The organism is Rhizobium laguerreae (genome assembly GCF_019778565.1).
Classification (GTDB): domain Bacteria; phylum Pseudomonadota; class Alphaproteobacteria; order Rhizobiales; family Rhizobiaceae; genus Rhizobium; species Rhizobium laguerreae.
Window position 1 is genome coordinate 40,139 of sequence record NZ_JAAXQT010000015.1, and the last position, 22,903, is coordinate 63,041.

The 22,903-nt window shown below is 59.7% G+C and carries 26 protein-coding genes; 12 read left to right on the forward strand and 14 right to left on the reverse strand.

All coding sequences use genetic code 11. The features are described from left to right. Positions 1 to 290: 290 nt before the first annotated feature. Positions 291 to 491, forward strand: a complete 201-nt coding sequence (locus HFO71_RS32800) for a helix-turn-helix domain-containing protein (RefSeq protein WP_017957066.1) — start codon at positions 291 to 293, stop codon at positions 489 to 491. Positions 492 to 566: 75 nt separating this feature from the next. On the opposite strand, the gene HFO71_RS32805 is transcribed toward HFO71_RS32800, so the two are convergent. From HFO71_RS32805 to HFO71_RS32815, 3 genes are read right to left on the reverse strand one after another with little or no spacing between them, the layout of a single operon-like run. Continuing rightward, on the reverse strand, positions 567 to 3,824 hold the full coding sequence (locus HFO71_RS32805) for an error-prone DNA polymerase (protein ID WP_221988912.1): 3,258 nt from the start codon (positions 3,822 to 3,824) through the stop codon (positions 567 to 569). Beyond that, positions 3,821 to 5,332, reverse strand: coding sequence for a Y-family DNA polymerase (locus tag HFO71_RS32810; RefSeq protein WP_221976912.1), 1,512 nt, complete (start codon positions 5,330 to 5,332; stop codon positions 3,821 to 3,823). Before HFO71_RS32810 ends, HFO71_RS32805 begins: the two co-directional genes overlap by 4 nt. Then, the gene (locus tag HFO71_RS32815; protein WP_025395830.1) at positions 5,253 to 6,005 is read right to left on the reverse strand and encodes an ImuA family protein; all 753 of its coding nucleotides are present in this window, start codon (positions 6,003 to 6,005) and stop codon (positions 5,253 to 5,255) included. The genes HFO71_RS32810 and HFO71_RS32815 overlap by 80 nt, the downstream gene beginning before the upstream one ends. A gap of 282 nt (positions 6,006 to 6,287) precedes the next feature. Between HFO71_RS32815 and ligD the strand changes: the two genes are divergently transcribed. Together ligD and HFO71_RS32825 are read left to right on the forward strand one after the other, a co-directional pair. Then, positions 6,288 to 7,352 carry a non-homologous end-joining DNA ligase gene (ligD, locus tag HFO71_RS32820; protein ID WP_221976913.1) on the forward strand — a complete coding sequence of 355 codons (1,065 nt, stop codon included), beginning with the start codon at positions 6,288 to 6,290 and terminating at the stop codon, positions 7,350 to 7,352. 61 nt (positions 7,353 to 7,413) lie between these two features. After that, positions 7,414 to 8,187 (forward strand): SOS response-associated peptidase family protein, encoded by a 774-nt coding sequence (locus HFO71_RS32825; RefSeq protein ID WP_221976914.1) that lies wholly within the window; start codon positions 7,414 to 7,416, stop codon positions 8,185 to 8,187. A gap of 291 nt (positions 8,188 to 8,478) precedes the next feature. Here the strand turns inward: HFO71_RS32825 and HFO71_RS36080 are convergent, their stop codons facing one another. Genes HFO71_RS36080 through HFO71_RS32840 form a run of 4 tightly spaced genes read right to left on the reverse strand, consistent with a single transcriptional unit; the run spans position 8,479 to position 10,852 of the window. Next, positions 8,479 to 8,793 carry a hypothetical protein gene (locus HFO71_RS36080; protein WP_245007056.1) on the reverse strand — a complete coding sequence of 105 codons (315 nt, stop codon included), beginning with the start codon at positions 8,791 to 8,793 and terminating at the stop codon, positions 8,479 to 8,481. 59 nt (positions 8,794 to 8,852) lie between these two features. Continuing rightward, entirely contained in the window at positions 8,853 to 9,692 is an 840-nt protein-coding gene (locus tag HFO71_RS32830; protein WP_221976915.1) for a type 1 glutamine amidotransferase domain-containing protein, read from the reverse strand. A gap of 53 nt (positions 9,693 to 9,745) precedes the next feature. Next, positions 9,746 to 10,048, reverse strand: coding sequence for a putative quinol monooxygenase (locus HFO71_RS32835; RefSeq protein WP_221976917.1), 303 nt, complete (start codon positions 10,046 to 10,048; stop codon positions 9,746 to 9,748). A gap of 12 nt (positions 10,049 to 10,060) precedes the next feature. Then, entirely contained in the window at positions 10,061 to 10,852 is a 792-nt protein-coding gene (locus HFO71_RS32840) for an SDR family NAD(P)-dependent oxidoreductase (RefSeq protein ID WP_221988913.1), read from the reverse strand. Between the two features lie 97 nt (positions 10,853 to 10,949). On the opposite strand from HFO71_RS32840, the gene HFO71_RS32845 reads away from it, so the two are divergent. Beyond that, a complete protein-coding gene (locus tag HFO71_RS32845; protein WP_221976920.1) occupies positions 10,950 to 11,870 on the forward strand; it encodes a LysR family transcriptional regulator in 921 nt (306 codons plus the stop codon). A 52-nt stretch (positions 11,871 to 11,922) separates the two neighbouring features. On the opposite strand, the gene HFO71_RS32850 is transcribed toward HFO71_RS32845, so the two are convergent. Both HFO71_RS32850 and HFO71_RS32855 read right to left on the reverse strand, forming a co-directional pair. Then, entirely contained in the window at positions 11,923 to 12,714 is a 792-nt protein-coding gene (locus tag HFO71_RS32850) for an aldolase (RefSeq protein ID WP_221976922.1), read from the reverse strand. A 15-nt stretch (positions 12,715 to 12,729) separates the two neighbouring features. Beyond that, positions 12,730 to 13,431 carry a haloacid dehalogenase type II gene (locus HFO71_RS32855; protein WP_221976923.1) on the reverse strand — a complete coding sequence of 234 codons (702 nt, stop codon included), beginning with the start codon at positions 13,429 to 13,431 and terminating at the stop codon, positions 12,730 to 12,732. 87 nt (positions 13,432 to 13,518) lie between these two features. Between HFO71_RS32855 and HFO71_RS32860 the strand changes: the two genes are divergently transcribed. Continuing rightward, positions 13,519 to 14,385, forward strand: a complete 867-nt coding sequence (locus HFO71_RS32860) for a LysR family transcriptional regulator (RefSeq protein ID WP_221969924.1) — start codon at positions 13,519 to 13,521, stop codon at positions 14,383 to 14,385. 30 nt (positions 14,386 to 14,415) lie between these two features. Here the strand turns inward: HFO71_RS32860 and HFO71_RS36085 are convergent, their stop codons facing one another. Together HFO71_RS36085 and HFO71_RS32870 are read right to left on the reverse strand one after the other, a co-directional pair. Next, positions 14,416 to 14,598: a TetR/AcrR family transcriptional regulator C-terminal domain-containing protein gene (locus HFO71_RS36085; RefSeq protein ID WP_312885914.1), complete on the reverse strand. Its 183-nt coding sequence runs from the start codon at positions 14,596 to 14,598 to the stop codon at positions 14,416 to 14,418. A gap of 200 nt (positions 14,599 to 14,798) precedes the next feature. Beyond that, positions 14,799 to 15,713, reverse strand: a complete 915-nt coding sequence (locus HFO71_RS32870; protein ID WP_221969925.1) for a LysR family transcriptional regulator — start codon at positions 15,711 to 15,713, stop codon at positions 14,799 to 14,801. A gap of 99 nt (positions 15,714 to 15,812) precedes the next feature. Between HFO71_RS32870 and HFO71_RS32875 the strand changes: the two genes are divergently transcribed. From HFO71_RS32875 to HFO71_RS32905, 7 genes are all read left to right on the forward strand, one after another. Beyond that, a complete protein-coding gene (locus HFO71_RS32875) occupies positions 15,813 to 16,709 on the forward strand; it encodes a pirin family protein (RefSeq protein ID WP_221969926.1) in 897 nt (298 codons plus the stop codon). A gap of 27 nt (positions 16,710 to 16,736) precedes the next feature. Beyond that, positions 16,737 to 17,333 (forward strand): NADPH-dependent F420 reductase, encoded by a 597-nt coding sequence (locus HFO71_RS32880; RefSeq protein WP_221969927.1) that lies wholly within the window; start codon positions 16,737 to 16,739, stop codon positions 17,331 to 17,333. A gap of 166 nt (positions 17,334 to 17,499) precedes the next feature. Beyond that, complete coding sequence (wrbA, locus tag HFO71_RS32885; protein WP_221969928.1) at positions 17,500 to 18,108, forward strand: NAD(P)H:quinone oxidoreductase; 609 nt, start codon at positions 17,500 to 17,502, stop codon at positions 18,106 to 18,108. Positions 18,109 to 18,181: 73 nt separating this feature from the next. Then, complete coding sequence (locus HFO71_RS32890; protein ID WP_221969929.1) at positions 18,182 to 18,955, forward strand: SDR family NAD(P)-dependent oxidoreductase; 774 nt, start codon at positions 18,182 to 18,184, stop codon at positions 18,953 to 18,955. A gap of 25 nt (positions 18,956 to 18,980) precedes the next feature. Continuing rightward, positions 18,981 to 19,427: an ester cyclase gene (locus HFO71_RS32895; protein ID WP_221969930.1), complete on the forward strand. Its 447-nt coding sequence runs from the start codon at positions 18,981 to 18,983 to the stop codon at positions 19,425 to 19,427. Between the two features lie 11 nt (positions 19,428 to 19,438). Next, positions 19,439 to 20,215, forward strand: a complete 777-nt coding sequence (locus tag HFO71_RS32900; protein ID WP_062579293.1) for an SDR family oxidoreductase — start codon at positions 19,439 to 19,441, stop codon at positions 20,213 to 20,215. Positions 20,216 to 20,396: 181 nt separating this feature from the next. Continuing rightward, positions 20,397 to 20,831: a DoxX family protein gene (locus HFO71_RS32905; RefSeq protein WP_221969934.1), complete on the forward strand. Its 435-nt coding sequence runs from the start codon at positions 20,397 to 20,399 to the stop codon at positions 20,829 to 20,831. A gap of 55 nt (positions 20,832 to 20,886) precedes the next feature. On the opposite strand, the gene budC is transcribed toward HFO71_RS32905, so the two are convergent. The 3 genes from budC to HFO71_RS32920 all read right to left on the reverse strand — a co-directional run bounded on the left by budC (position 20,887) and on the right by HFO71_RS32920 (position 22,895). Further along, positions 20,887 to 21,657 (reverse strand): meso-2,3-butanediol dehydrogenase, encoded by a 771-nt coding sequence (gene budC / locus HFO71_RS32910; protein WP_221969936.1) that lies wholly within the window; start codon positions 21,655 to 21,657, stop codon positions 20,887 to 20,889. Between the two features lie 73 nt (positions 21,658 to 21,730). Continuing rightward, positions 21,731 to 22,570, reverse strand: coding sequence for an oxidoreductase (locus HFO71_RS32915; RefSeq protein ID WP_221969937.1), 840 nt, complete (start codon positions 22,568 to 22,570; stop codon positions 21,731 to 21,733). Between the two features lie 22 nt (positions 22,571 to 22,592). After that, entirely contained in the window at positions 22,593 to 22,895 is a 303-nt protein-coding gene (locus HFO71_RS32920) for a putative quinol monooxygenase (protein WP_221969938.1), read from the reverse strand. Between the last annotated feature and the right edge of the window lie 8 nt (positions 22,896 to 22,903).

The following is a 22,903-nucleotide window of genomic DNA, read 5'->3' on the forward strand; positions in this document are numbered from 1 at the left end:
TGGTGCTGATGGCGACAAGCGTGCACGTCCATTTTCACTGTGACGAGCATTCGGTCAGAGGAACCGCCCATGTGAACCAACATCGCGCTGATCCGGCAGGCCGCAGCCTTCCAAACCGCGCATGATGCGGATGCACTCGCCGCCTTGTTCAAGGAAGACGCCGTGTTCGAGGACGTGCCATTCGACGCGGTTCTGGGATCCAGCGCTCGAAACAGGACTTCATACCCTTCAGCAGATTGGTCGATAATGCGGGGGCAGACTCGAAATGATATAGTTGCAAGAGCAACGCATTGTCTAAGGGTCCGCTCGAGGCAAACATCGATCGTTCTTATGTGAGGCGCATCGAGCGCGGCATGGAAAACGTCACTGTTTCCGCCTTGGAATCACTTGCTGGGGTACTTGGGGTCAATGTCGCGGAACTTTTTGTTGAGGTAGACGGCGATGCTTCCCGTCGACCTCCATTGAGGTCCGGTAGAAAGCCTAAGGTTTGATCATTAGAGGTGAGCGCCTTGAGCAAAATCGAACCGCCGACGGCCTTATTTGGGACAGCAATCCAGCTAGATTTCTTAGTGAAAATTCCTGCTCTTCACCTTCAGCGTATCGATATGAAGGTCAGGCACGAACATGTCGCGCGGGGCTACAACAGGCTTCGGCTTGTCCCGCGGATCCGGCCCACCGCCCCTGGCGAACTCATCACCACGGCCTGCCGGAAGCTTGAACTCTTCATCGCGATCGGCGAGGCCGACAAGGTCGCCTGAAAGGTCGAACAGCTGCTGTGCGACAAGATGCACCACCTCCCCTTCCCGCTGTATCCGGCCATTGATCGCCATCATCGAGGATCCGAGAACGACCCGCCGGCGTTTTTCAAAAAGTGTCGGCCAGACGACGAGATTGGCCGGCCCGGTCTCGTCCTCGATGGTGATGAACATCACGCCCTTGGCCGATCCAGGCTTTTGCCGCACCAGCACAAGTCCGGCTGTATAGACCCATCGCCCGTCCCTCGAATTCATCGCCTCGGCGCAGGTGATGATATTGCGCACTGACAAATCCTTGCGCAGGAAGGCGATCGGATGCTGACGCAATGTCAGTCCGGTATGGCTGTAGTCCTCAATGACGTTATGCCCGTCCGTCATCTGCCGAAGTGCGACCTCCGGCTCCTGCTGCTCGGCGATTGCAGCCATCTCCCGTTCGGCCGCGGCGGCAAACAGCGGCAGGGGTTCATCGCGCAGCGCCTTGATCGCCCAGAGCGCGTCGCGGCGTTCAAGCTTCAGCGAGGGCAGAAAGGCGTCGGCCTTGGCAAGCTGAACGAGCGCTTCCGATGGCACGCCGGATCGTCGCCACATGTCGTCAACCGAGGCAAAGGCATTGTCCATGCGTGCCGCGACGATGCGCGCCGCGTCAGCGACCGCCAATCCTTTCACCTGCCGGAAGCCCAGCCGGACAGCGTGGCGGCCAGATTTGCCGATCCGCTCCAGCGTGCAGTCCCACCGGGACCGATTGATGCAGACCGGCCGCACCTCGACGCCGTGGGCTCTCGCGTCGCCGACGATCTGCGCCGGCGCGTAAAAACCCATGGGCTGGGAGTTGATTAGCGCCGCGCAGAAGGCTTCCGGATAGTGGCATTTGATGTAGCTCGACGCATAAGCGATCAGCGCGAACGAAGCCGCATGGCTCTCCGGAAAACCATAGGAGCCAAAGCCTTCGAGCTGGGAGAACGTCCTTTCGGCGAATTCCGGCGTGTAGCCGTTCCTCACCATGCCGGACACCAGCTTGTCCTTGAAGCGCGAGACGCCGCCGGTGAACTTGAAGGTCGCCATTGACTTGCGGAGTTGGTCCGCCTCGCCACCGGTAAAGCCGGCGCAGACCATCGCCACCCTCATCGCCGACTCTTGAAACAGCGGCACGCCCAGCGTCTTGCCGAGCACCGCTTCCAGCTCTGGCGTCGGATATTCGACCGCTTCCTTGCCTTCGCGTCGGCGCAGATAGGGATGCACCATGTCTCCCTGGATCGGACCGGGCCGGACAATGGCGACTTGCACCACTAAGTCGTAGAAGGTTCGGGGTTTCAGCCGCGGCAGCATCGCCATCTGCGCGCGGCTTTCGATCTGGAAGGTGCCGAGCGTATCGGCCTTGCGGATCATCGCGTAGGTCGCAGGATCCTCCTGCTCGATGTCAGACAGGTCGAGATCCCGATCCTTGTGCTCGCGGATCAGATCGAAGGCCTTGGCCATGCAGGTCAGCATTCCCAGCGCCAGGATGTCCACCTTCATGAATTTCAGGGCTTCGACATCGTCCTTGTCCCATTCGATGATCTGACGATCCTTCATCGTCGCCGGTTCGATCGGCACGAGATCGTCGAGCCGATCATGGGTGAGGACAAACCCGCCGGGGTGTTGGCCGAGGTGCCGTGGCGCGCCCATCAATTGCTGCGCCAGCTTCAAAGTCAGCACAAGACGCCGGTCGTCTGGATTGAGATTGAGATCGCGGACATTGCGATCGCAGACTTCCTCCGACCAGGCCCACATGCCCGATGACAAGGCCTTGATCACGTCCTCCGGCAGGCCGAGCGCCTTGCCAACATCGCGGATCGCGCCGCGGGCCCGGTAGCGCGTCACGGTGGCGCAGAGTGCCGCCTTTTCTCTGGAATAGGTCTGGTAGATCCACTGGATCACCTCTTCGCGCCGCTCGTGCTCGAAATCGGCGTCGATATCCGGCGGCTCGTCGCGCTCCTGGCTCACGAAGCGCTCGAACAGAAGATCGTTTGTCGAGGGATCGATACTGGTGATGCCGAGGATGTAGCAGACGGCGCTGTTGGCGGCGGAACCCCTCCCCTGGCAAAGAATGCCCTGGGACCGCGCATAGCGCACGATCGAAAAGACGGTCAGAAAATAGGGCGCGTATTTCATGGTGCGGATGAGATCGAGCTCGTGCCGCACGACCTTCAACACATCGGGCGGCAGACCCTCGGGATAGCGATCGGGCACGCATTGCCAGACATAGTGCTCCAGCGATGCCTGAGCATCCTTGCCCGGCACGATCGCCTCCTCCGGATATTGGTAGGTGAGCTCCTCGAGCGAGAACGTGCAGCGACGGACGATCTCCATGGTTCGTGCCAGAGCCTCAGGATATCGCGGAAACAGGCGCTCCATTTCTTCCGGCGGCTTCAGATAGCGGTCGGCATGGCGCTCGCGCTCGAAACCGACCTCGTCGATCGTGGTGCGGGTGCGAATGCAGGTGACGATGTCCTGCAGCTGCCGGCGGCCTGGCTCATGGAAGAGGACATCATTGGTGACGACCGTTCGCACCTTAAATCGTGTTGCGAGATTTGAGATTTCGTGCAGCCGCAACTGGTCGTTCTGCCGGCGCCACAGACAAAGCGATACATAGGCCCGATCACCAAACAGCTCGGCCATCTTGCGCAGCTGGATCGCGCAGGCGTCATCCGGCAGGTCCGGCACAAGAATGCCGATCATGCCGTCGGTGTAGGCGATGAGGTCGTCCCAGTGCAGGATACAGTTGTTCTTGCCGCCGTGCGATTTCCCGAGCGTGATCAGGCGGGTCAGCCGGGAATAGGCAGCCCGGTCGGTGGGATAGACCAGCAACGACATGCCGTCTTGCAGATCGAGCCGGCAACCGACAACGAGACGTAATCCTGTGGCGCGGGATGCTTCAAGTGCCCGGACAATCCCCGCAAGCGAATTGCGGTCGACGACACCGATCGCCTCGATGCCGAGAGCCTTGGCGGTCTCGAACAGCTCCTGCGCCGAGCTTGCACCGCGCAGGAAAGAAAAATGGGTCGTGACCTGCAGCTCGGCATAACTCATGCGAAGATCCCGTGGATGAACCAGCGGTGGCTTCCGGTGTCAGGATCGATGCCATCACCGGAGCGAAACACCCAAAGACGCTCGCCGGCCTCGTCTTCGATGACGAAGTAGTCCCGCACAGCCTCCATCTCGGCGTCGCGCTGCCACCACTCGCCAAAAATCCGTTCCGGACCGTCGGCCCGCTTGACCTTCCGCCGCTTACCGCGCCAGGTGATCGAGACCGGCGGACGGTCCGGCAGCAACACAATGGCCTCGATCAGCTCCGGACGCGCCAGCAGCCTGACAGGCCGGCGCCAATGGCTGACCCAGGTAAGCTCGACGGGATCGGCAGCAGGACTGATGCGACGGACGGAGCGCTCGGGCACATCGGAGGCAACGGGTGCCACTCGATAAACGCGCTGGCCACGGTTGCCGTAAATGTCGATCAGCGGCGTCACGTCCTTCACTTCCTCCTCGACCAGCGAGGAGGATTTCTGGCGCTCCTCCAGCGGCTCGACTATGACCGCAACCAGGGTCAGCTTCTCGATACCGAAGCCGGGCTCGATCTTTTCCGTCCGGTCGCGAAACAGCTTGGTCAGCCAGGCGACATCGCGCACCGGCTTCACCGTGCCGGCGCGGATTGCCTGCCGCGTACCGTCAACCTTTTCGACGATCAGGTCGGCGCGCCGGACACCAAGGCCGCGCCTTTGCAGCTCCTCGATCAGTCGCACAACCAGCCGGCCGACATATTTGTCGATGGTTTCAGCAGCACCGATCGGCTCGGCGAAGGCGCGGCTGACCTCGACGAGCTCGGGGGTGCGGATCGGATCGATCGGTTCGCAGACGCGGCCCAACATCTGGTCGAGCCGCCGGCCAATCTCCGGACCGAAACGGAGCGTCAGCGGCGCGCGCGGCGTGTTGGCCAATTCGCCGATTGTCTGGAAGCCGAGCGTGCGCAGATCGCCGACGACTTTCCCGGGAAGGCGCAGCAACGCTATCGGCAGCTTTTCGACGGCGCGGACGGTCTCACCTGAAGGCACGATGACCGTTTCGCGGCTGATGGCACGGGCGCAGGCGTGGGCCGCACCCCAAGTGTCGGCGATCGCGACACGGGCGGTGAGTTTTTTTGCCAGGAACTGATTGGCGATCTTCATCACCATGGCGAGCTCGCCGCCCTGCAGGTGATCGGCACCCTCTGTGTCCATGACGATCCCATCGATCCCATCGACCGCGACGATCGGCGAATAGAGCGTCAGCGCCCAGAGGGTAATGCGCTCAAGTGCTGCGGCATCCATCTCAGGATCCGCATCGACCAGCATCAGGCCGCGGAACAACGCCTGTGCTTTGGCCGCCGGCATGCCGACATGAACGCCGGCTTTCCCGGCGGCCGCGTCGGCGGCCGACACCCAGCGCTTCGAGCCGCTCCTGGCAATCACGGCGATCGCCTGTTCAGGCGGAATAGACGGATCGGCGCGACGAATGCGATCCGTCGGCAGATCCGGAAGATAGATCGAGACGACCCTTGTCATCGCACGCCCTCACGAGAAACTCAGCACATTCACCCGCCTTCACGCGCATCAATTCCAGCAACCATTGGGCTCTCCCCACACCCGGCACTGGCAATTCCTCCGACGGCATGACGCTCACCCGCCACCGCGTCGTCGACGCCGTCGGCTGCCCGAAGTCATTGGCCTCCGTCTGTCGCCGCCAACGTCGCACGGCAAGCGCCATCGTGCCCGTTCGCTCAGCCGCCAGCTGCAGCCGGCGCGAGCTGACCATCGGCAGGCGAACGAGTTCACCGACGACTGCGCCGAGCCCGCCAAAGGACAGCCCCTCCTCCATGTTTGCCAGAACGTCCTCCTCCCTGTCGGATTCGACAAAGATCACCCGATCGGCATGGAGGCCGACCTGGGCGAGCGCAGGAAAAAACAGATCGGGGCGCGTCAGGCACCAGACGATCGGGCCTTTGGTGCGGGCCGCAATGCCCGCCGCACAGAGCGCTGCTGCTGCACCATCCACCGTGCCCGACCCGCCGCCTGCAAATTCGTGTAGGGCGCCATAGGCCAGACCACCTCCCGGGAGCACTGCATCGATTTCCGCCACCCCAAAGGACAGACAGCCGGCTTTCCTTGCTGATACGCCTTCCAGCGATGCAATGCGCTCGCGCAAATCGGAAATCACCCTTTCACGGGCAGCAGTCATCGTTCACGGCTCCCTTCAAGGTCGTGTTGGCGGCCGACATCATGTCAGACAAATGCAGATGTTCTCTTTCTGTTCCCGAGCAGCAAAAGAGTCAAGCAACCGGAGGAATGGGAATATTATCCTGAACATTAGAAATCAGCAGAATACCGAAGGGAATCAGCAGAATAGCGGGCGGCGGATTTTTTTCCGAGCGTTTGCGAGCGCTAATCCCTTTGTGTGAATTGCGGGGACAAGTCGGCATCGTCACAGTGTCTTAAAGAATTTTTCTGCTGAACTGTCGGCATGCCGAAGCCTCCGAGATCAAAACCCCTTCTTCGTGACACCGAGGCCCCGGTCCGTTCCCGGCCGCGAGGCAAGCGCAATCCAGCCCAACCACAGCTGCTGTTCGATCCCATGCCCGAGCGCGTCGAGCCCGCGCTGGCGCAATTGAAGTCCCATCCCCCAAAAGGAAACGAGTGGAGCTGGGAGCTGAAATGGGATGGCTATCGCCTTGCCGTGCATATCGAACCCCAAGGGATCCGGATCCTCACGCGTGGCGGACATGACTGGACGCACCGGTTTCCGGCAATCGCAGAGGCCGCCCGAGCGCTTGGGCCGGCGACGATGATCATCGATGGCGAAGCCGTCGTGCTCGACGAAGAGGGTCGGCCGGTTTTCGGGCTGCTGCAGCAATCACTGGGCGCATCCGGCAAACAGGCTGGCAACCGTGCCTCCAACGCCGTCCTTTACGCTTTCGATCTTGTTTATCTGGACGGGCACGATCTGCGCGGTGTCGAATACCGGTCCCGCCGACACCTTCTCGAGGACACGTTAAACGGCGCAAAAAATGATGAAGCCGGCGCCATTCGGCTATCGGAAACACTCGATGCTGAACCAACCGTCCTGCTTGAGCATATCTGCCGCCTCGGCCTGGAAGGCATCGTCGGCAAGCACCTCGACCGGCCCTATCGTTCGGGCCGGACCGGGGATTGGGTAAAAGTCAAATGCATCCAGAGCGAGGCCTTCTTCATCGTCGGTTATGAGAAGTCGGCAGCGTCCTCTGCTGGCTTCGGCTCGTTGGTGCTCGCTGCATATAGTGGTGATGAGCTCGTCCACGTGGGGAGCGTCGGCACGGGCTTCAAAGAAGCCGAGATCACCAGGTTGCGGAAGATGCTGGACACGCTACGATGGAAGCGAAAGCAGGCGCCCCTGCCCTATTCCGGAGGTGCCGATGTTATCTGGGTCGAGCCGACCTTGATTGCCGAGATCGAGTTTCGCGCCTGGACGACCGACGGTAAACTCCGTCATCCGTCCTACAAGGGCTTGCGAGAACGCCAGGACAATGCCGACGTCTTCCGGCTCGACTAGCGAAACCAGCGCCATGCGCTAGATTGTGCTCGTTCGAGCTCAGTGGAGTGGATGGCCTGCAATGTGCAATCTTTATCGCATGGAAGACAAGGACTGGGTCTCGAAGTGGGCCCAGGACGCCGAAAGCCTGATCAACCTGATGCCGGCCTACCAGATGAACCCCGATCAGATGGGGCCGATCGTCCGCAACACCGCCAATGGCAGGAAGCAACTGGTCCATGCGCGCTGGGGACTGCCCTCGCCGCGCTTCGCGCTTGAGAAGGCGGCCAAAGCCAAGGCCGAGAAACTTGCGGCCAAGGGCAAGGCTTTCGACCTCGAAGAGCTGATCCGCATGGAGGCTGACCGCGGCACGACCAATGTGCGCAAGCTCAGTTTTCCGCACTGGACGCGATGGTTTGGCGTCGAAAACAGATGCCTCGTCCCGGTCACCAGTTTCGCGGAACCGGATCCGGACAGCCAGCAGGATGGAGGAAACGTGCCCAATGCCTGGTTCGCCCGCGACGAAAGTAAGCCGCTGATGTTCTTCGCCGGTCTCCATGTGCCGCAATGGCAGAGCGTCCGAAAGGTCAGGGACGGGCTGACGACCGACGATCTCTATGGGTTTTTGACCACGGATCCCAACGACCTGGTGAAGCCGATCCATGAGAAGGCCATGCCGGTCCTTTTGCTGACCAAGGAAGAGACCGACATCTGGATGCGGGCGCCATGGGAAGAGGCCAAGGAACTGGCCCAGCCGTTACCGAATGATGCGCTGATCATCTCCTCACGCGAACCGTACGGATCCACGATCGTGTCCAAATCCGGGGAGCCGGTGGAACAGGGCAGCCTGCTTTGACGCCTGAATTCCGGACTTGTTTCGGAAAATGAAAAAGCCCGCCGCGGGAGGAGGTGCGGCAGGCTTTTCCAAAAGATTGGACAACGGCTGGGAGGAGGAGTGCCGCTGTTCCGTCAGGCTCCCCTTGGGAGGAGGAGTGGGTCGCCTGAAACACGAAGCTCTGCGGGAGGAGGTGCATCGCTTCGTGGACTTGAAGATATCAGAGGCTGCCCCGACCGCCAGCGCTCAGATCACAGTGCAGCCATGCACTTGCTGCAATGCAATATAGACCCTGTGCTGAATTTTCGACCATTATGAGCGAGACGCGGCTTTCGCTGTGCTGGGCTCGAAACCGAAAACGAATTCGATCACCTTGGCGGAGGACATTTCGCACGGCTTAAGTATCGACCCGGGTCCAGCCAGTCGATAGAGGTTGAAACTGACGATATCGGTTCCGCCAAGCTCCTCGCCATAGAGCCACGTCCGTTTGCCATCCTCCGACCGCTTGACGGTCACACCCCATGATCGATAATCGAAATATCCGTCGACATAGCCGTCCGGTAACCTCGCAAGCGCGTCTTCGAACGTTGCCTGAACCGATGGAAGTATTTTGCCGCCGCCGTTCATAAGCCCGGTGGATAAGATTGTGTGACGCCCCGCTGGCCTCGCCACGACTTATAACAACGCTACTTCAATCGGCTCAGCATCTCCTGAGCCACCGCAGGAGCGGACGCGGGATTCTGACCCGTGATCAGCTCGCGATCTGTAACGACATGCGCCGAGAAAGCTACGTCAGCCTGACTGAATTGGCCGCCTGCTTGCGTGAGTGCATCCTGCGGGTAGAACTTCATCTCGCCTCCACCCAGAAGTCCCTTGGCCATTTCCTCCTCCCGGTTGCTGAACACCGTGAACTTGTAGCCCGCATAGATCCAGTCCGTTTGAGCCTTTGCGGTTCCCGCCGTCTCGAACTTCGTCACAAATTCTTGTGCGTCCGGCAGCGTTGAGAGAAGCGCGATCGGGCCGTGGCAGGCCAGCGCGGTCGTCTTTCCGTTTAGGTGGAAATACGTTAGCAGCTTGCCGAGTTCAGGATTGACCAGAAGATCCTGCATGGGTGCGTGGCCGCCGGGCACATAGACGGCGTCGAAATGGTCGTAGCCGATCTGCTCGACGCGTGCGAGGCTGATGACTGGCGACTTGTCGCTCGACATCAGGCCCAGTTCCGACAGTTGTGCTTCGCTGGCCTTCATCGCGGCTTCATCACCTCCAAAATACATCTTGTCGATGGATGTCCGGTCGACGGAAGGCGCCATACCTTTGGGTGTGGCGAAGGTGATATTATGGCCAGCGTCGAGCAGTGCCTTCACCGGCTGCATCAGTTCATTAAGGTAGAAACCGGTCTTGAATACCTTACCGTCCCTCAGGTCGAGGCGATCGGAATCGGACAAGACAATCAGCACGTTTCCGGCATGGGCGTAGGTGCTGGTACCGAGTGCAAGGATGGTGGCGAGGCTGCGCAGAATTTTCATGGTTGGTCTCTAAGTCGGGACGTTTGATGTGATGATGAGAAGGCGTGCGCTGCTTAGCCTGCGACCTTTGTCAGCCTGTGCAGGGCGAAGTCGGCGAAATACTCGCCCACGCCGCTCGCCTGAAACCGCTGCATGGCTGCACCCTGCATATGGGCGCGCCATTGGTCCTCGCTTGCCCAGGTTTCGACGAAGATGCGGACGCGTCCGTCATCGAGCGACTGGTGCAGTTCGTAACGAAGGCAGCCGTCTTCAACCAAGGTCTCCGTGACCAACTTTTCCTGGACAGCGCCAAGGGCCGCCTCCTTGCCGGGCTTTGCCGTGGTGATGGCGATGATGGTCAGAGGTGTGTTCGACATAGCCGGTATCCTTCAGGCGATGGTGTTGACGAGGCCGCCTTCGGCACGCAGAGCGGCGCCGTTCGTGGCTGATGAACGGGGGCTGGCGAGATAGGCGACGAGGTTTGCCACCTCTTCCGCTTCCACCATGCGCTGAAGGATCGAAGCAGAGCGGGCTGTGGCGAAGAACTCGGTCTCGATTTGCTTGATGGGAGCGGACGGGTCGCTGGCCTGACTGCGCAGGAAGGCCTCGATACCTTCCGAGCGGGTCGGTCCGGGCAGCACGGAATTGACCGTGACATTGCTGCCACGGGTCAGTTGCGCCAATCCGCGCGAGACCGAAAGCTGCGCCGTCTTGCTCGTTGCGTAGTGGATCATATCCTGCGGAATGGCGAGGCCTGACTCGCTCGAGATGAAGATGATCCGGCCCCAGTTGCGTTCCAGCATGCCGGGAAGATAGGTCCGTGACAGGCGCACGCCGCTCATGACATTGACGTCGAACAGATGGCTCCAATCGGCATCGGTGATGTCGCCGAAGGCTTTGCTCTCGTAGATACCAAGATTGTTGACGAGGATATCGACCGAAGGCTCCACGCTGGCGATGCTCGCGGCTCCCTCGGCGCTGGCGGCGTCCGCCACAATTCCAGAGATTTCCAATCCGCCGGCTGCCTTGACGGAAGCGAGCGCGTTGTCGAGTTTGGCGCGGTCGCGTCCGGTGATGACGACGCGGGCGCCTTCTACGGCGAGAGATCGGGCGATTTCGAGACCGATGCCGGCGGTGGCGCCGGTAACCAGGACGGTCTTGGCGGTGAGTTGCAGATCCATGACGTGTCTCCAGATTGTTGATGGAGACAATTTATGATTTAAGAGCTAGAGGCACTATTGCCTGCGGCAGACATGCACCTGTGAATGGGGATCATCAATGCCACGTATCCTGATGGAACGTTCTGGCGAAATGGAAGTGTTTGCCCGCGTCGTTCAGGACGGAGGTTTCTCTGCCGCCGCCCGCAACCTGGACCTTACCCCATCAGCGGTCAGCAAACTGATTGCACGCCTGGAAGCAAGGCTTGGCGCACGTCTGCTGGTGCGAACGACTCGCGCACTCACGCTGACAGAAGAAGGAGAAGCCTATCATCATGCCGCGCTTCGGATTTTGCAGGAACTGAACGATGCAGATCAGGAGGCCGCGGGTGGTGCGGTCCGCGGGCGGCTGCGGGTCAATACAACGATACCCTTCGGCACGATGTTCGTCGCACCGGCCATCCCCGAGTTCATCGCGCGCAATCCCGATCTGATCGTCGATCTTTCCTTCACCGATGGGATCGTCGATCTGGTGGCGGAAAAGACCGACGTCGCTATCCGCATGGGCAACCTGCCGGACAGCGGGCTGATCGCCCGCAAGCTGGGACAGAGCCGGCGCGTGGTCTGTGCTTCACCCGACTACCTCAAGCGCCGGGGTTCGCCGCAAACTCCGACGGATCTCCAACATCACGACTGCCTGACATTCAATTTCCGGCGCGCAAGGCCGTCCTGGCCGTTTCGCTGCGAAGGCCGGGAAATCGCACAACCCGTCAAAGGCAGCATCGTCGTCAACAACGGCGAGACGATGAAGCAGATGGTGCTGGCCGGCGCCGGCATTGCCCGAGTGGGGCTGTTTCACGTCGCGGACGAGATTGCGGCGGGACGGCTGATCCCATTGCTCGAAGATCAGAATCCGGGCGACCTGGAACTGATTCATGCCGTCTATGTCGGCGGCGGCCCACTGCCCCACCGCGTGCGCGCGTTCATCGAGCACATGGTTGCAACATTGGCTGATCAGCCCCTGCTGAAAGGGATGCCCTGACCCCGAAAAAGAAGAAAGGCGAGCTACAAGACGCGCCGCCTTTCTCAACCAATCAATCGCGATACTCGCGAGCTTGCCGGTCAAGGACACGCCGGATGCTTTCCAGATGCATCCTGGCACTTTCCGGGTCCCCTTCCCGCATCTGTCGCGACGCTTCAGCCGCGACGTCAGGCAACACCGGCAGGAGTTTGCGACCTGAACTCATTGCCTTTAACTGAACCTCGGCGGCCCGCTCGAGATAGTAGAGATCGTCCCAGGCTTCGGCGATGTTCGGCGCGCAGACCATCACGCCATGGTTTTTCATGAAGAGGATATCCTTATCGCCAAGGACGGAGGCGATCCTGTCGCCTTCGCTTTCGTCCAGGGCGAGGCCATTGTAATTCTCATCGACAGCCACGCGGCCGTAGAACTTGAGCGCCGTCTGACCTGCCCAGACCAGCGGTTCGCCTTCCACCATGCTAAGCGCCGTTGCGTTCGGCATATGGGTATGAAAGGCAGCTCCTACCCGTGGGGCCATCTTATGCAGGCGCGCATGGATGAAGAAGGCGGTCGCCTCCGGCACTCCGTCGCCGGCAACGACATTGCCCTCGAAATCGCAAATCAGCAATGACGAGGCGGTTGCCTCTTGAAAGGCCCAGCCCAGGCGGTTGACGATGAAGAGGTCGGGATGTCCGGGCACTACGGCCGAGAAATGATTGCAGATCCCCTCTTCGAGACCGAGCTGTGCTGCCATCCTGAGGCAGGCGGCCAGATCCACACGCGCCTGCCAGATCTCCTCGCTGTCCAGCGGGAGATTGTGCCGAAGAGTGTGGTTCGCTTTCGAAACATTCAGTTCGTGAGCCATGCTTGTCTCCTTGAGTTACATCCAGCCCGCTGCGCCAAGGACGGCAGGGACCCTGTCGAGGGTCGGCACGATTTCATTCGGGTGGTAGTCAGCGAGCGGCTTGCGCCCTGTTCCGCGATCGACCCAAACCGTACGGAAGCCGAGTTCGCGCGCCGCCGCAAGGTCGAGATGCGGGCTGGCGCAAATATGCACCAGATCGTCCATAGCGATGCCAACGCTTTCCCATGCATGATGGAAGATCTGCCGGGAAGGCTTGTAGGCCCCGGCCTGCTGGGCTGTAATGACCCGATCGATATGCCCGCCAAGTTGGGCGACGTTGCCGGCAATGATCGCGTCGTCTGTGTTCGAGATGATCGCAAGGCGGAAACCCGCGGCCTTCAGCTTTTCCAAGGTTGCTACGACTTCTGGAAATGGCGGCATCTTGCCGATCGAGGATGTCAGGATCTCAGCATCCGCAGCGGTGAACGGCAGGTCGAATTCAACCATGGCCCGTTCCAATGCAAGGGCACTGACCTCGGCAAAAGTTCGGTGAGGACGCTCCTCTTCCAGCGTATGTTCATAGCTGTCATAAACTGCAATGAAAGCCTTCTGATCGATATCGCGACCTTTCACGGACAATATCCTGTTCATCGCTGCAAGCAGCCCCTCATCCCATTGGATCAGGGTTCCGTAGCAGTCAAAGGTCAGCCAGCTCGGCTTAGGTCCAGTCAGCGTCATATGTCTTCTCCTAGCTTTTCCCGACATTGACAAGACTGGCATAGATTGAGAAATTAAATCTCATCATCATCCTCATCGAGAAATCAAATGAACTTCGGCTTCGATCTGGATCTTCTGAAAACCTTTACTGCAGTGGTCGATTGCAGCGGCTTCACCAAGGCGGCCGAACGGGTGCGCTTGACGCAGTCGACAGTGAGCCAGCAGATCAAGAAGCTGGAGGTCAATTTAGGCACCTCCCTGCTGCGTCGGGATAAATCGACCGGAACAGTGGAAACGACCGAAGCTGGCGAGCTGCTATTGAGCTATGCGCGTAGGCTGCTCGCCACGGCGGAGGAAGCCGCCGAGGTTATGCGAAAACCGCTGGCGCCGCGGACCGTTCGCCTTGGCGTTCCGGAGGATTTTGCCGGACGGCGCCTCATCGATCTGCTGTCGGGATTTTCGGCTGCATCCCCGCATATCAGGCTCGACACGGTTAGCGGCTGGAGCACTGAGCTCCGCCGCCTGCTGGATGCGGGCGAGATTGATCTTGCGCTGATCAAGCGCGAGCCCGGAGATGGGGCCTGTCTCGCGAGCTGGAAAGAAGAGCTGATCTGGGTGGAGAGCGCCACCCGTTCTGTCGAGACGGATCCGGTGCCGCTCGCGGTGTTCCCCGTTGGCTGCATCTACCGGGATCGCGCCATCCGCGCGATCGAGCGCAGCGGTCGCCGTTGGCGGATTGCCTATACCAGCCAGGGTTTGATGGGAGTGCAAGCAGCCGTCGCCTCCGGCCTCGGGATTAGTCTTTTGCCTTCCGACGCCGTACTTACCGAACACCGCCAGCTCAGGCCAACGGATGGGTTCGACGATCAGCCCGCGTCCGAGATGGCACTGGTGAAAGGTAGGACGAGTTTGTCCAACGAAGCCCAGTCCGTCGGGCAATTTCTGGCGGATAGCCTGGGATCCAAATGCCCATGATGCCGGTGCATAGATTGGCTTGCTACCTCCTCAGGAGCTATGAAGCACCGCCTTCAAGCCTTCGATCTGCAGACCGAGCCCAAAGGCAAAACGCTGATCGGCGTTCGCCTTGGTGATTTCCATCATTGCAATCGCAGCAAACGGAAACTTTGATGCCAGTGACATCTCCTCATAAGGCATTCTAAGACGCGGAGCGTCCGCGACGCCGGACACCTGCGTCTCATTCCATGAAGGCCGCGAACATGATGCGACCATCACGCCTTAAAGGGATACGAACCGTCTTCCCACTCTCCAGATCCGCTAAGCGCTTGATAATGTGGGAACGTTGTGGTGGGCGCAGTGCTGTACACCTCCTCACCGTCGTGGTCCGGCGGATCGTGATCATGAAACATGCAGGCATGTTTTCCGACGGTCTAGCCGGCCGCTATTGGATCATCAATGTCCTGGCTCTGGAAGTGGTCGATCAGAAAACGCGCGGCAGGTCCTGGCGGCGTATCGGTGCGGTAGATGGCCTGAAGGCGGTATGGACCACCTTTGCAGTCCGGAAGATCCAGCTGCACGAGGCGCCCAGATTCTATGTCGTCTCTCACCATCGGCTCTGGCATATTGCCCCAGCCGATACCCTCCTTGAGTAGCATGTGCTTGGCGCCAAGATCGGCGAGTCGCCAGGTATGGTTTCCGACGACAGCGAACTCGTGGCCCTGAGTGAGGGGCGATCTGTCGGTCAGGACCAATTGGATATGTCCTCGTGCCGCGCCCGGTGGATGAGATCCGCCAGACAATGGGTGATCCGGTGAGGCGACAGGGATAAGTTTGACAAAGCCCACCCCGATGCGCTCGAGGCCTGCGATCTCAACATCGAGTGGGCCACTGATGCCGATCGCCGCGGTTCGATTGAGCACGATTTGCGTCACGGCGCCCAAGGCTTCGACATAAAGCCGCAGAGATACGCTCGGAAACTCTTTTCGAAACGCCTTCAGCGCATCCATCACGCGTGCCGCCGGCAGCATCACGTCCAGCGCAAGGTGCACCTCCGGCTCCACGCCGCGGAGCATGCTTTTTACTTTAGCCCGAAGATTGTCGATGCCATGGGCGACGCTCTTGGCTTCGGCGAGGACCGTCCTCCCCTCCAAAGTCAGCTGCGGCTTCTTCGTCGAAAGCCGGTCGAAGAGCATGACACCCAGTTGCGTTTCGAGGTTGGCGATCGTGTAGCTGATCACAGAAGTAGCACGGTTGAGCTTCCTGGAAGCAGCCGCGAAGCTGCCGGTCTCTACAACGGTAATGAAGACTTTAAGCTGATCCAGCGTCGGCTGGCCGGGGTCTAACATTTCTAATTCCTCGATCGTTTTCGCCGAAATTATCTGAGTTTTCCGAAACGTCTAGGGGACCTACCTTTAATCCATCGAATTCAACCGCCGGAGCTGACAATGTCCTATTTGTCTAACGCTGACATCGAGCAGGTTATCCTGCCCTCGACCCGTGACCTCGGAGGCTTCTCCGTTCGCCGGGCGCTGCCTGCGGCCATGCGCCAGATGGTCGGGCCCTTCATATTTCTCGACAGTTTCGGGCCGGTGCGGTTCGGTGCTGGCGAGGGGATTGATACCCGCCCTCACCCGCATATCGGTCTTTCAACACTCACCTACCTTCTCGACGGTGAGTTGCTGCATCGTGACAGCGAGAGCTACGTGCAGTCGATCAGCCCCGGGGAAGTCAATCTGATGGTCGCCGGTTCCGGCATTGTTCACTCCGAGCGGACCCCGGAACATATCCGCAAGGATGGGGGCAAGCTCACGGGCCTGCAGAGCTGGATCGCTCTTCCCAAACAAAAGGAAGAGACTGCACCGCTTTTTCAGCACATCGGTGCCCCTGAACTGCCAACGACCAATGGTGAGGGCATCGATATGAAGCTTCTCGCCGGCACGCTGCACGGACGTCGCTCACCTGCCAGCACCTTCTCCGACCTCTTCTCTGCAGAGGTCCAGCTTGAGGCTGGAGCACGCTACAGGATCGACGGTGAGCATATCGAGCGAGCGATCTTCGTCGTCAGCGGTGCGATCGAGATCATCGGACAGGACGGTACCTACGGCCCGGATCGTCTTATCGTGTTCAAGCCCGGCGCGGAGATCGTGGTGAAGGCTAACGAGCCAGCCCGGTTTCTCGCCTTCGGAGGCGAGCCGCTTCCTGAAAAGCGGTTCATCCGCTGGAATTTCGTGGCCACCGACCAGGAGCGCATTCGTCATGCTGCCGACCTGTGGCGCGAACGGCAATTTCCCGGCGTACCGGGCGACGACGAGTTCACTCCCCTCCCCGACAACTTCAACTGAAACCCCATCTAATCAAGGAGAAATACCATGACGACCTATGCAATCATCGGTTCTGGCGCGATCGGCTCTGCACTTGCTGAACGCTTCCACGCCGCAGGCGTTGATGCCGTTATCGCCAACACACGCGGTCCGGGCTCGCTTCAGTCTGCTACCGACAAGTTCGGCAGCACGGTGAAGGCTGTCGAACTCGATCAGGCTCTCCAATCCGACGTTGTTATTCTGGCCGTGCCTTATGACGCCGTACCGGAAGTTGCTAGCAAAAAAGCAGCCTGGGATGGCCGCACCATAGTCGACGCGACGAACGCTATCGACTTTCCTGCTTTCAAACCACGTGACCTTGGTGGCCGGCTATCTTCGGAAATCGTCTCCGATCACTTTCCAGGAGCTCAGCTTGTGAAAGCGTTCAACACCCTCCCGGCCGCCGTCCTGGCTGCCGATCCGGTGAAAGCGAGCGGAAAGCGCGTTCTCTTTCTATCGGGTAACTTTCCGGAGGCCAGCAAGAAGGTAGCAGACCTGATCGCTCGTTTGGGCTTTGCTCCGTCCGACCTTGGCAGTTTCAAAGCCTCCGGTTCACTTCAACATTTCGGGCAGGCGCTGGTCGCGCTCAACCTACTGAAGGATTGAAATCGTTCCATACAAAAAGGGATCGCACGGAAGGCAACATGGATTTTTGACAACGCAATCGGTCGATAAAATCGAACGTAATAGACAAAATTATGCAGCTTTTATCGAATGATGAAAAAGCAGATGTTGCATTCATCGACACCAACATCCTCACGGAGTTACCGAAATGACCAAGGTTCTCGTTCTCTACTACTCGTCCTACGGCCACATCGAGACAATGGCAGGCTCAATCGCTGAAGGCGCACGAAGCACCGGCGCCGACGTTACGATCAAGCGCGTCCCGGAAACTGTCCCGCTCGAAATTGCCGAAAAATCCCATTTCAAGATCAACCAGGACGCACCGATTGCGACGGTAGCGGAACTCGCCGACTATGACGCGATCATCGTCGGTACCGGCACACGCTTCGGCCGGATGTCGTCGCAGATTGCGGCGTTCCTCGACCAGGCGGGTGGCCTGTGGGCACGGGGTGCTCTCAACGGCAAGGTGGGCGCTGCGTTCGCATCGACCGGCACCCAGCATGGAGGACAGGAAACTACCCTGTTCTCGATCATCACCAACCTCATGCACTTTGGCATGATCATTGTCGGCCTGCCCTATAGTCATCAGGGCCAGATGAATATGGAAGAAATTGTTGGTGGCGCTCCTTATGGGGCAACGACAGTTGCCGGTGGCGACGGGTCGCGCCAGCCTTCGCAGATCGATCTCGCCGGTGCCTTCCATCAGGGCGAGATCGTCGCCCGCACTGCAGCTGCTCTTATCGCTGCCCGCAACTAAACCCGCCTAACTCACCCTTTAAATTCAGCTCCAACCAGACCAGCCGATTGCGATCGGCTGGCAAGGAGAAGTCATGTCCTCGCTTTTCTCAAACAAGGTCGTCGCGGTCACTGGTGCAGGCTCTGGGATCGGTCGGGCAATAGCACTTGGGCTCGCTCGCGACGGCGCGACAGTGCATCTGGCTGATCGCGATGCCGACGGGCTCACCCAAACGGCCGAGCTCATCCGCGCCGAAGATGGCCGGGCGTTCACAACCGAACTCGACGTAGCAAGTGAGCTCCAGGTCGTCGGATGGATCGAACAGATCGATGCTGCATCCGGTCGGCTCGACGCGGCCTTCAACAATGCCGGAATAACCGGCCCTGCAAAGCGGATTGAAGACTACCCATTAGAAGACTTTCAGCGGGTCATCGCCGTCAATCTTCAGAGTGTCTTTCTCGGGATGAAGTACGAGATCCCGCTGATCAAGCGCAGTGGTGGTGGATCTATCGTGAACACGGCTTCCGTCGCCGCTTTGACGGGACCGGGAGGCATGAGTGCCTACGCTGCTTCCAAACATGGCGTGCACGGATTGACCCGGGTTGTCGCGATGGAGAATGCAGCGCACGGCATCCGCGTCAACGCGATTGCGCCCGGCTGGACTGAAACGCCCATGGTCGCGGCAAACAGCCGGCAGAACCCGGCTTTTGCGGCACTCGCTCAAAACGCCATTCCCGCCAGACGCGGCGGCAAGCCGGAGGAAATCGCGGCCGCGGCAATCTGGCTTGCCTCCGACGCCGCCTCCTATGTCACCGGACACATGCTGACCGTCGACGGCGGCATGACAATCGGTGGTTTTGAACTCTGACACCGAACCTCGAAAGGAAAATCCCATGTCAGACCAACCTGAAGCATTGAAAGCAATCGTCCGCCGCAACACACTCGAGGTGCAGTCCGGCGGCAACTTCGAACTTTTCGACGCGCTTTTTGCCGACGACTTTCTGGACCACACACCGCAGCCAGGCGGCACGCCGGACAAGGAAGGAGCGCGTCGCCTTTACCACGCGCTGCGGGAAGCCTTCCCGGATTTTCACGCCGAAATTCACTGGCAAGCGGTCGATGGCGACATCGTGACGACTTTCAAGACCTATCACGGCACGCATCAGGGCGTCGTCCTTGGGATCGCGCCAACGGGCCGCCAGATCAAGTTCGAAACCGTCGACGCCATGCGCATTCGCAACGGCAGAATCGCCGAACACTGGGGCGTGGCCAACCTCTATTATCTTCTGCAACAACTCGACGCCCTGCCCTCCTCGGCCCCCAAAGTGCCGGAACATTAAGGATCACCACAATGAGCAACAGTAACATTCTCGACGGCAAAGTCGTCATCGTAACCGGCGCATCAAGCGGCATTGGACGTGCGATCGCCATCCGGGCTGCCGAACATGGCGCCAAAGCAGTTATCGTCTCGGACGTCGTGGAAGCACCGCGCGAAGGCGGTGAACCGACTGCCTCCGAGATCAGAAAACTGGGGGCCAAATCCGTCTTCGTGAAAGCAGACGTCAGCCGCAAGGCTGACAACGACGCCCTCGTTGCGGCGGCAGAAGAATTCGGCGGCGTCGATGTCATGGTCGCAAATGCAGGCATTACGCTGAAGACAGACGGGGCGGAGGTTCCGGAAGACGATTACCGCCGCCTGATGTCTGTCAATCTCGATGGCCCGCTGTTTGGCGCGCAGGCAGCAGCGCGTCAGATGAAAGCACTCAACAAGCAGGGTAGCATTGTCCTCATGGCAAGCATGGGCGGGATCTCCGGCGCCGGCATCACCGTCGCCTACTCGACCAGCAAGGGCGGCGTTGTGCTGATGGCCAAATCATTGGCCGACGCTCTTGGCCCGGACGGTATCCGCGTCAATGCAGTCGCACCCGGTACCATCGACACCGAGCTTCTTCGCACGAGCCCCGGTATCGCCCAGGCCTCCGAGGGCTTTCGCCAGAGGACGCCGCTTCGCCGGCTTGGCAAACCGGCGGAAGTCGGAGATGCTGTGGCCTTCCTTGGCTCGGACCTGTCGAGCTATGTGTCGGGCACCGCGCTCCTGGTGGATGGAGGGCTGCTCTCCGTTATCTGATTTCTCGACCTTCCGGTCGGACCCGCGCCCTCACAAGCGCGGGTTTTTCTTTGCCTCCATCGTTCGATTTTTTCGACGATAATCTGCGATATTATCCAGCTTTTTCGTTCACTCGGATGATGGCAATTTCTCCTCACGACGCAGCCACGGTGGCTACGCCCCAAACTTAAGGAGAACGTCCATGTCTTATTCCGATGCAATTGCCCAGCGCGTTGAAACTCTCTCCCATTCGGCCCTCATCAACGGCGTCACGCCTCTCACCGGCCGTGTCCTGCTGGCGGCAATCTTCCTTCTGTCCGGTATCAGCAAGATCTCTGATCCAGCTGGGACGATCGGCTATATCAATATGGTTGGCCTGCCCTTCCCGCCGCTGTCCTACGGCGCAGCGGTCGTGACTGAACTCCTGGGCAGCGTTGCCCTGATCCTCGGTTTCCAGACCCGCATCGTCGCTCTGATCCTTGCCCTGTTCAGCGTTGCCACGGCACTGACGTTCCACAACAACCTCAGCGACCTGAACCAGTTCATCCACTTCTTCAAGAACATCGCAATGGCCGGCGGTCTGCTGCAGGTCGTGGCGTTCGGCGCGGGTCGTTACAGCCTCGACGCCCGCCGCTAAGCGAAGCACCCGATCAAAGGAAAAGCCCGGACGATGGTCCGGGCTTTTCGCGTTTTTACTTACCCCATTCCGGACCACCGTCCGTGCAGGTCTGGCCCCCATCGACCGGCAAGACAATCCCGGTGATCCAGGCAGCTTCATCACTGGCAAGAAATGCGACCGCCGAGGCAATCTCTTCAGGTTGGCCTGCCCGCCTCAACGGGATTCGGTCCCAGGCTTTCTCCAGAAGAGCATCATCGTCCATGATGGCGTCCACCATTCCCGTGATAGTAAGTCCAGGCGCCACTGTATTGGCTCGGACGCCGAACTTGCCCAGGTCACAGGCTGCTGAGCGCGTCAGGTTTGCCACGCCACCCTTTGCAGCATTATAGGCCGCATGGCTCCAGCCGCCACCAAGGGATGACACGGAGCCGATGTTGACGATCGAACCCTTGGTCTCCTTAAGATGCGGAACCGCTGCACGGCTAATGTAGAAGACACCGGAGAGGTCAGACGCAATGCACTCGTCCCAATCCTGATCGCTCGTCTCTTCGATGGTGCCGACGAGATTCATCCCGGCGGCATTGATGACAGTGTCGATGCGGCCGAAGCGCTCCACGGTCGCGGCAACAAGGGCGTCGCAGTCCGGCCGTGAAGAAACATTCGCGACAAAGGTGCCGCTGCGGTCGGCCGGCATCTTAGAGGCAGCTTCCGATAATCGCTTCCCGGTTCTGCCGGAGATCATCACGGACGCTCCTTCCTCAAGAAGCCGGTTGGCAATAGCGGCGCCGATACCGGAACCACCGCCGGTCACAATTGCTACTCTTCCTTCAAATCGCTTTGACATGACACACTCCTTCAATCTCCGTGGCGATGGCCGCGGTAGTTTTGGTTTCGTGTTGGTTTTTGACTTGATTGGTTCAGGTTGCCGGGAAGTCGGCCGAACGAGACAAGGCCTCCCAGGCAACAACGTTTGCCTTCAGGTCCTCCGCCTTCTTCAGGGCAGCGTCCGCGGCGTCATTGCCGAGCGGAAGATGGTGCGGAGGCTGCTCAGCCAGCACGGCTTCCCGGATGGCCTTCGCCGCACGCGCCGGGTCGCCAGCCTGTTTTCCGACCGATGCGTGGTAAGCCCGACGTGCCTCGCCCGCTGTGCCATCGTAGTCGTCGATGGACGCGGAGACCTCGTTTGACGAACCTGCCCACTCCGTCCTGAAGGCGCTTGGCTCGACTGTCATGACGTCGATCCCGAGAGGGGCAACTTCTTTTCGAAGCGTATCCGACAGGCCTTCCACCGCAAATTTGGTGGCGCAGTAGTAGCCTACGCCCGTGTAGCCAACCAAGCCGCCGATTGATGTCAGATTGACAATCGTACCACTGCGGCAGGCGCGCATGTGTGGAAGGACCGCATGGATCGTGTTTGCGGTGCCAAAGAAATTGACGTCAAACAGGCGACGGGCGTTCTGCTCATCGGTTTCCTCAATAGCACCGAAGAAGCCGATCCCGGCGTTGTTGATCAGGACGTCGATCCGACCGTAGTGCGCCTCTGCGGCATCAACAACCTTCTGGCACTGATCTCGATCGATGACATCGAGTGGAAGGATCAGGGCATCGCCCTTCTGTTCAAGATCCGCAATCTTGTCAGTTTTACGGGCTGTGACCACAACCTTTTCGCCAGCCTCCAGCAGGTGTTCCGCGATGTAGCGACCGAAGCCTGTAGAGCATCCGGTTACGAGCCAGACTTTGGGGTTTTGCGTGCTCATTTCATGAACTCCTTTCTGTTTTTCAGGCCCGCGGGGACCGTTGCTGGTAGCCGCGGATTTCCACGTCTTCGACGCACAGGTCAGGGACCTTCGCCATGAAGGCCTGGACGTAGTTCGTACTCATATGCAGTTTGAAATCCGAGGCATGCCGCCAGTCTTCGAGCACCATCCACACGTCGGGAACGTCACTTGACTGGTGGATTTCGTAGCGCAGGCAGCCTTCCTCATTGCGCGAGGGGGTGACGAGCTGAAGCAGCTCAGCACCCAGATCCTGAGAACGGCCTGGCTTTGCGGTGAAGTAGGCCACGTTGGTCAATTCAGCCATTTTGGCGT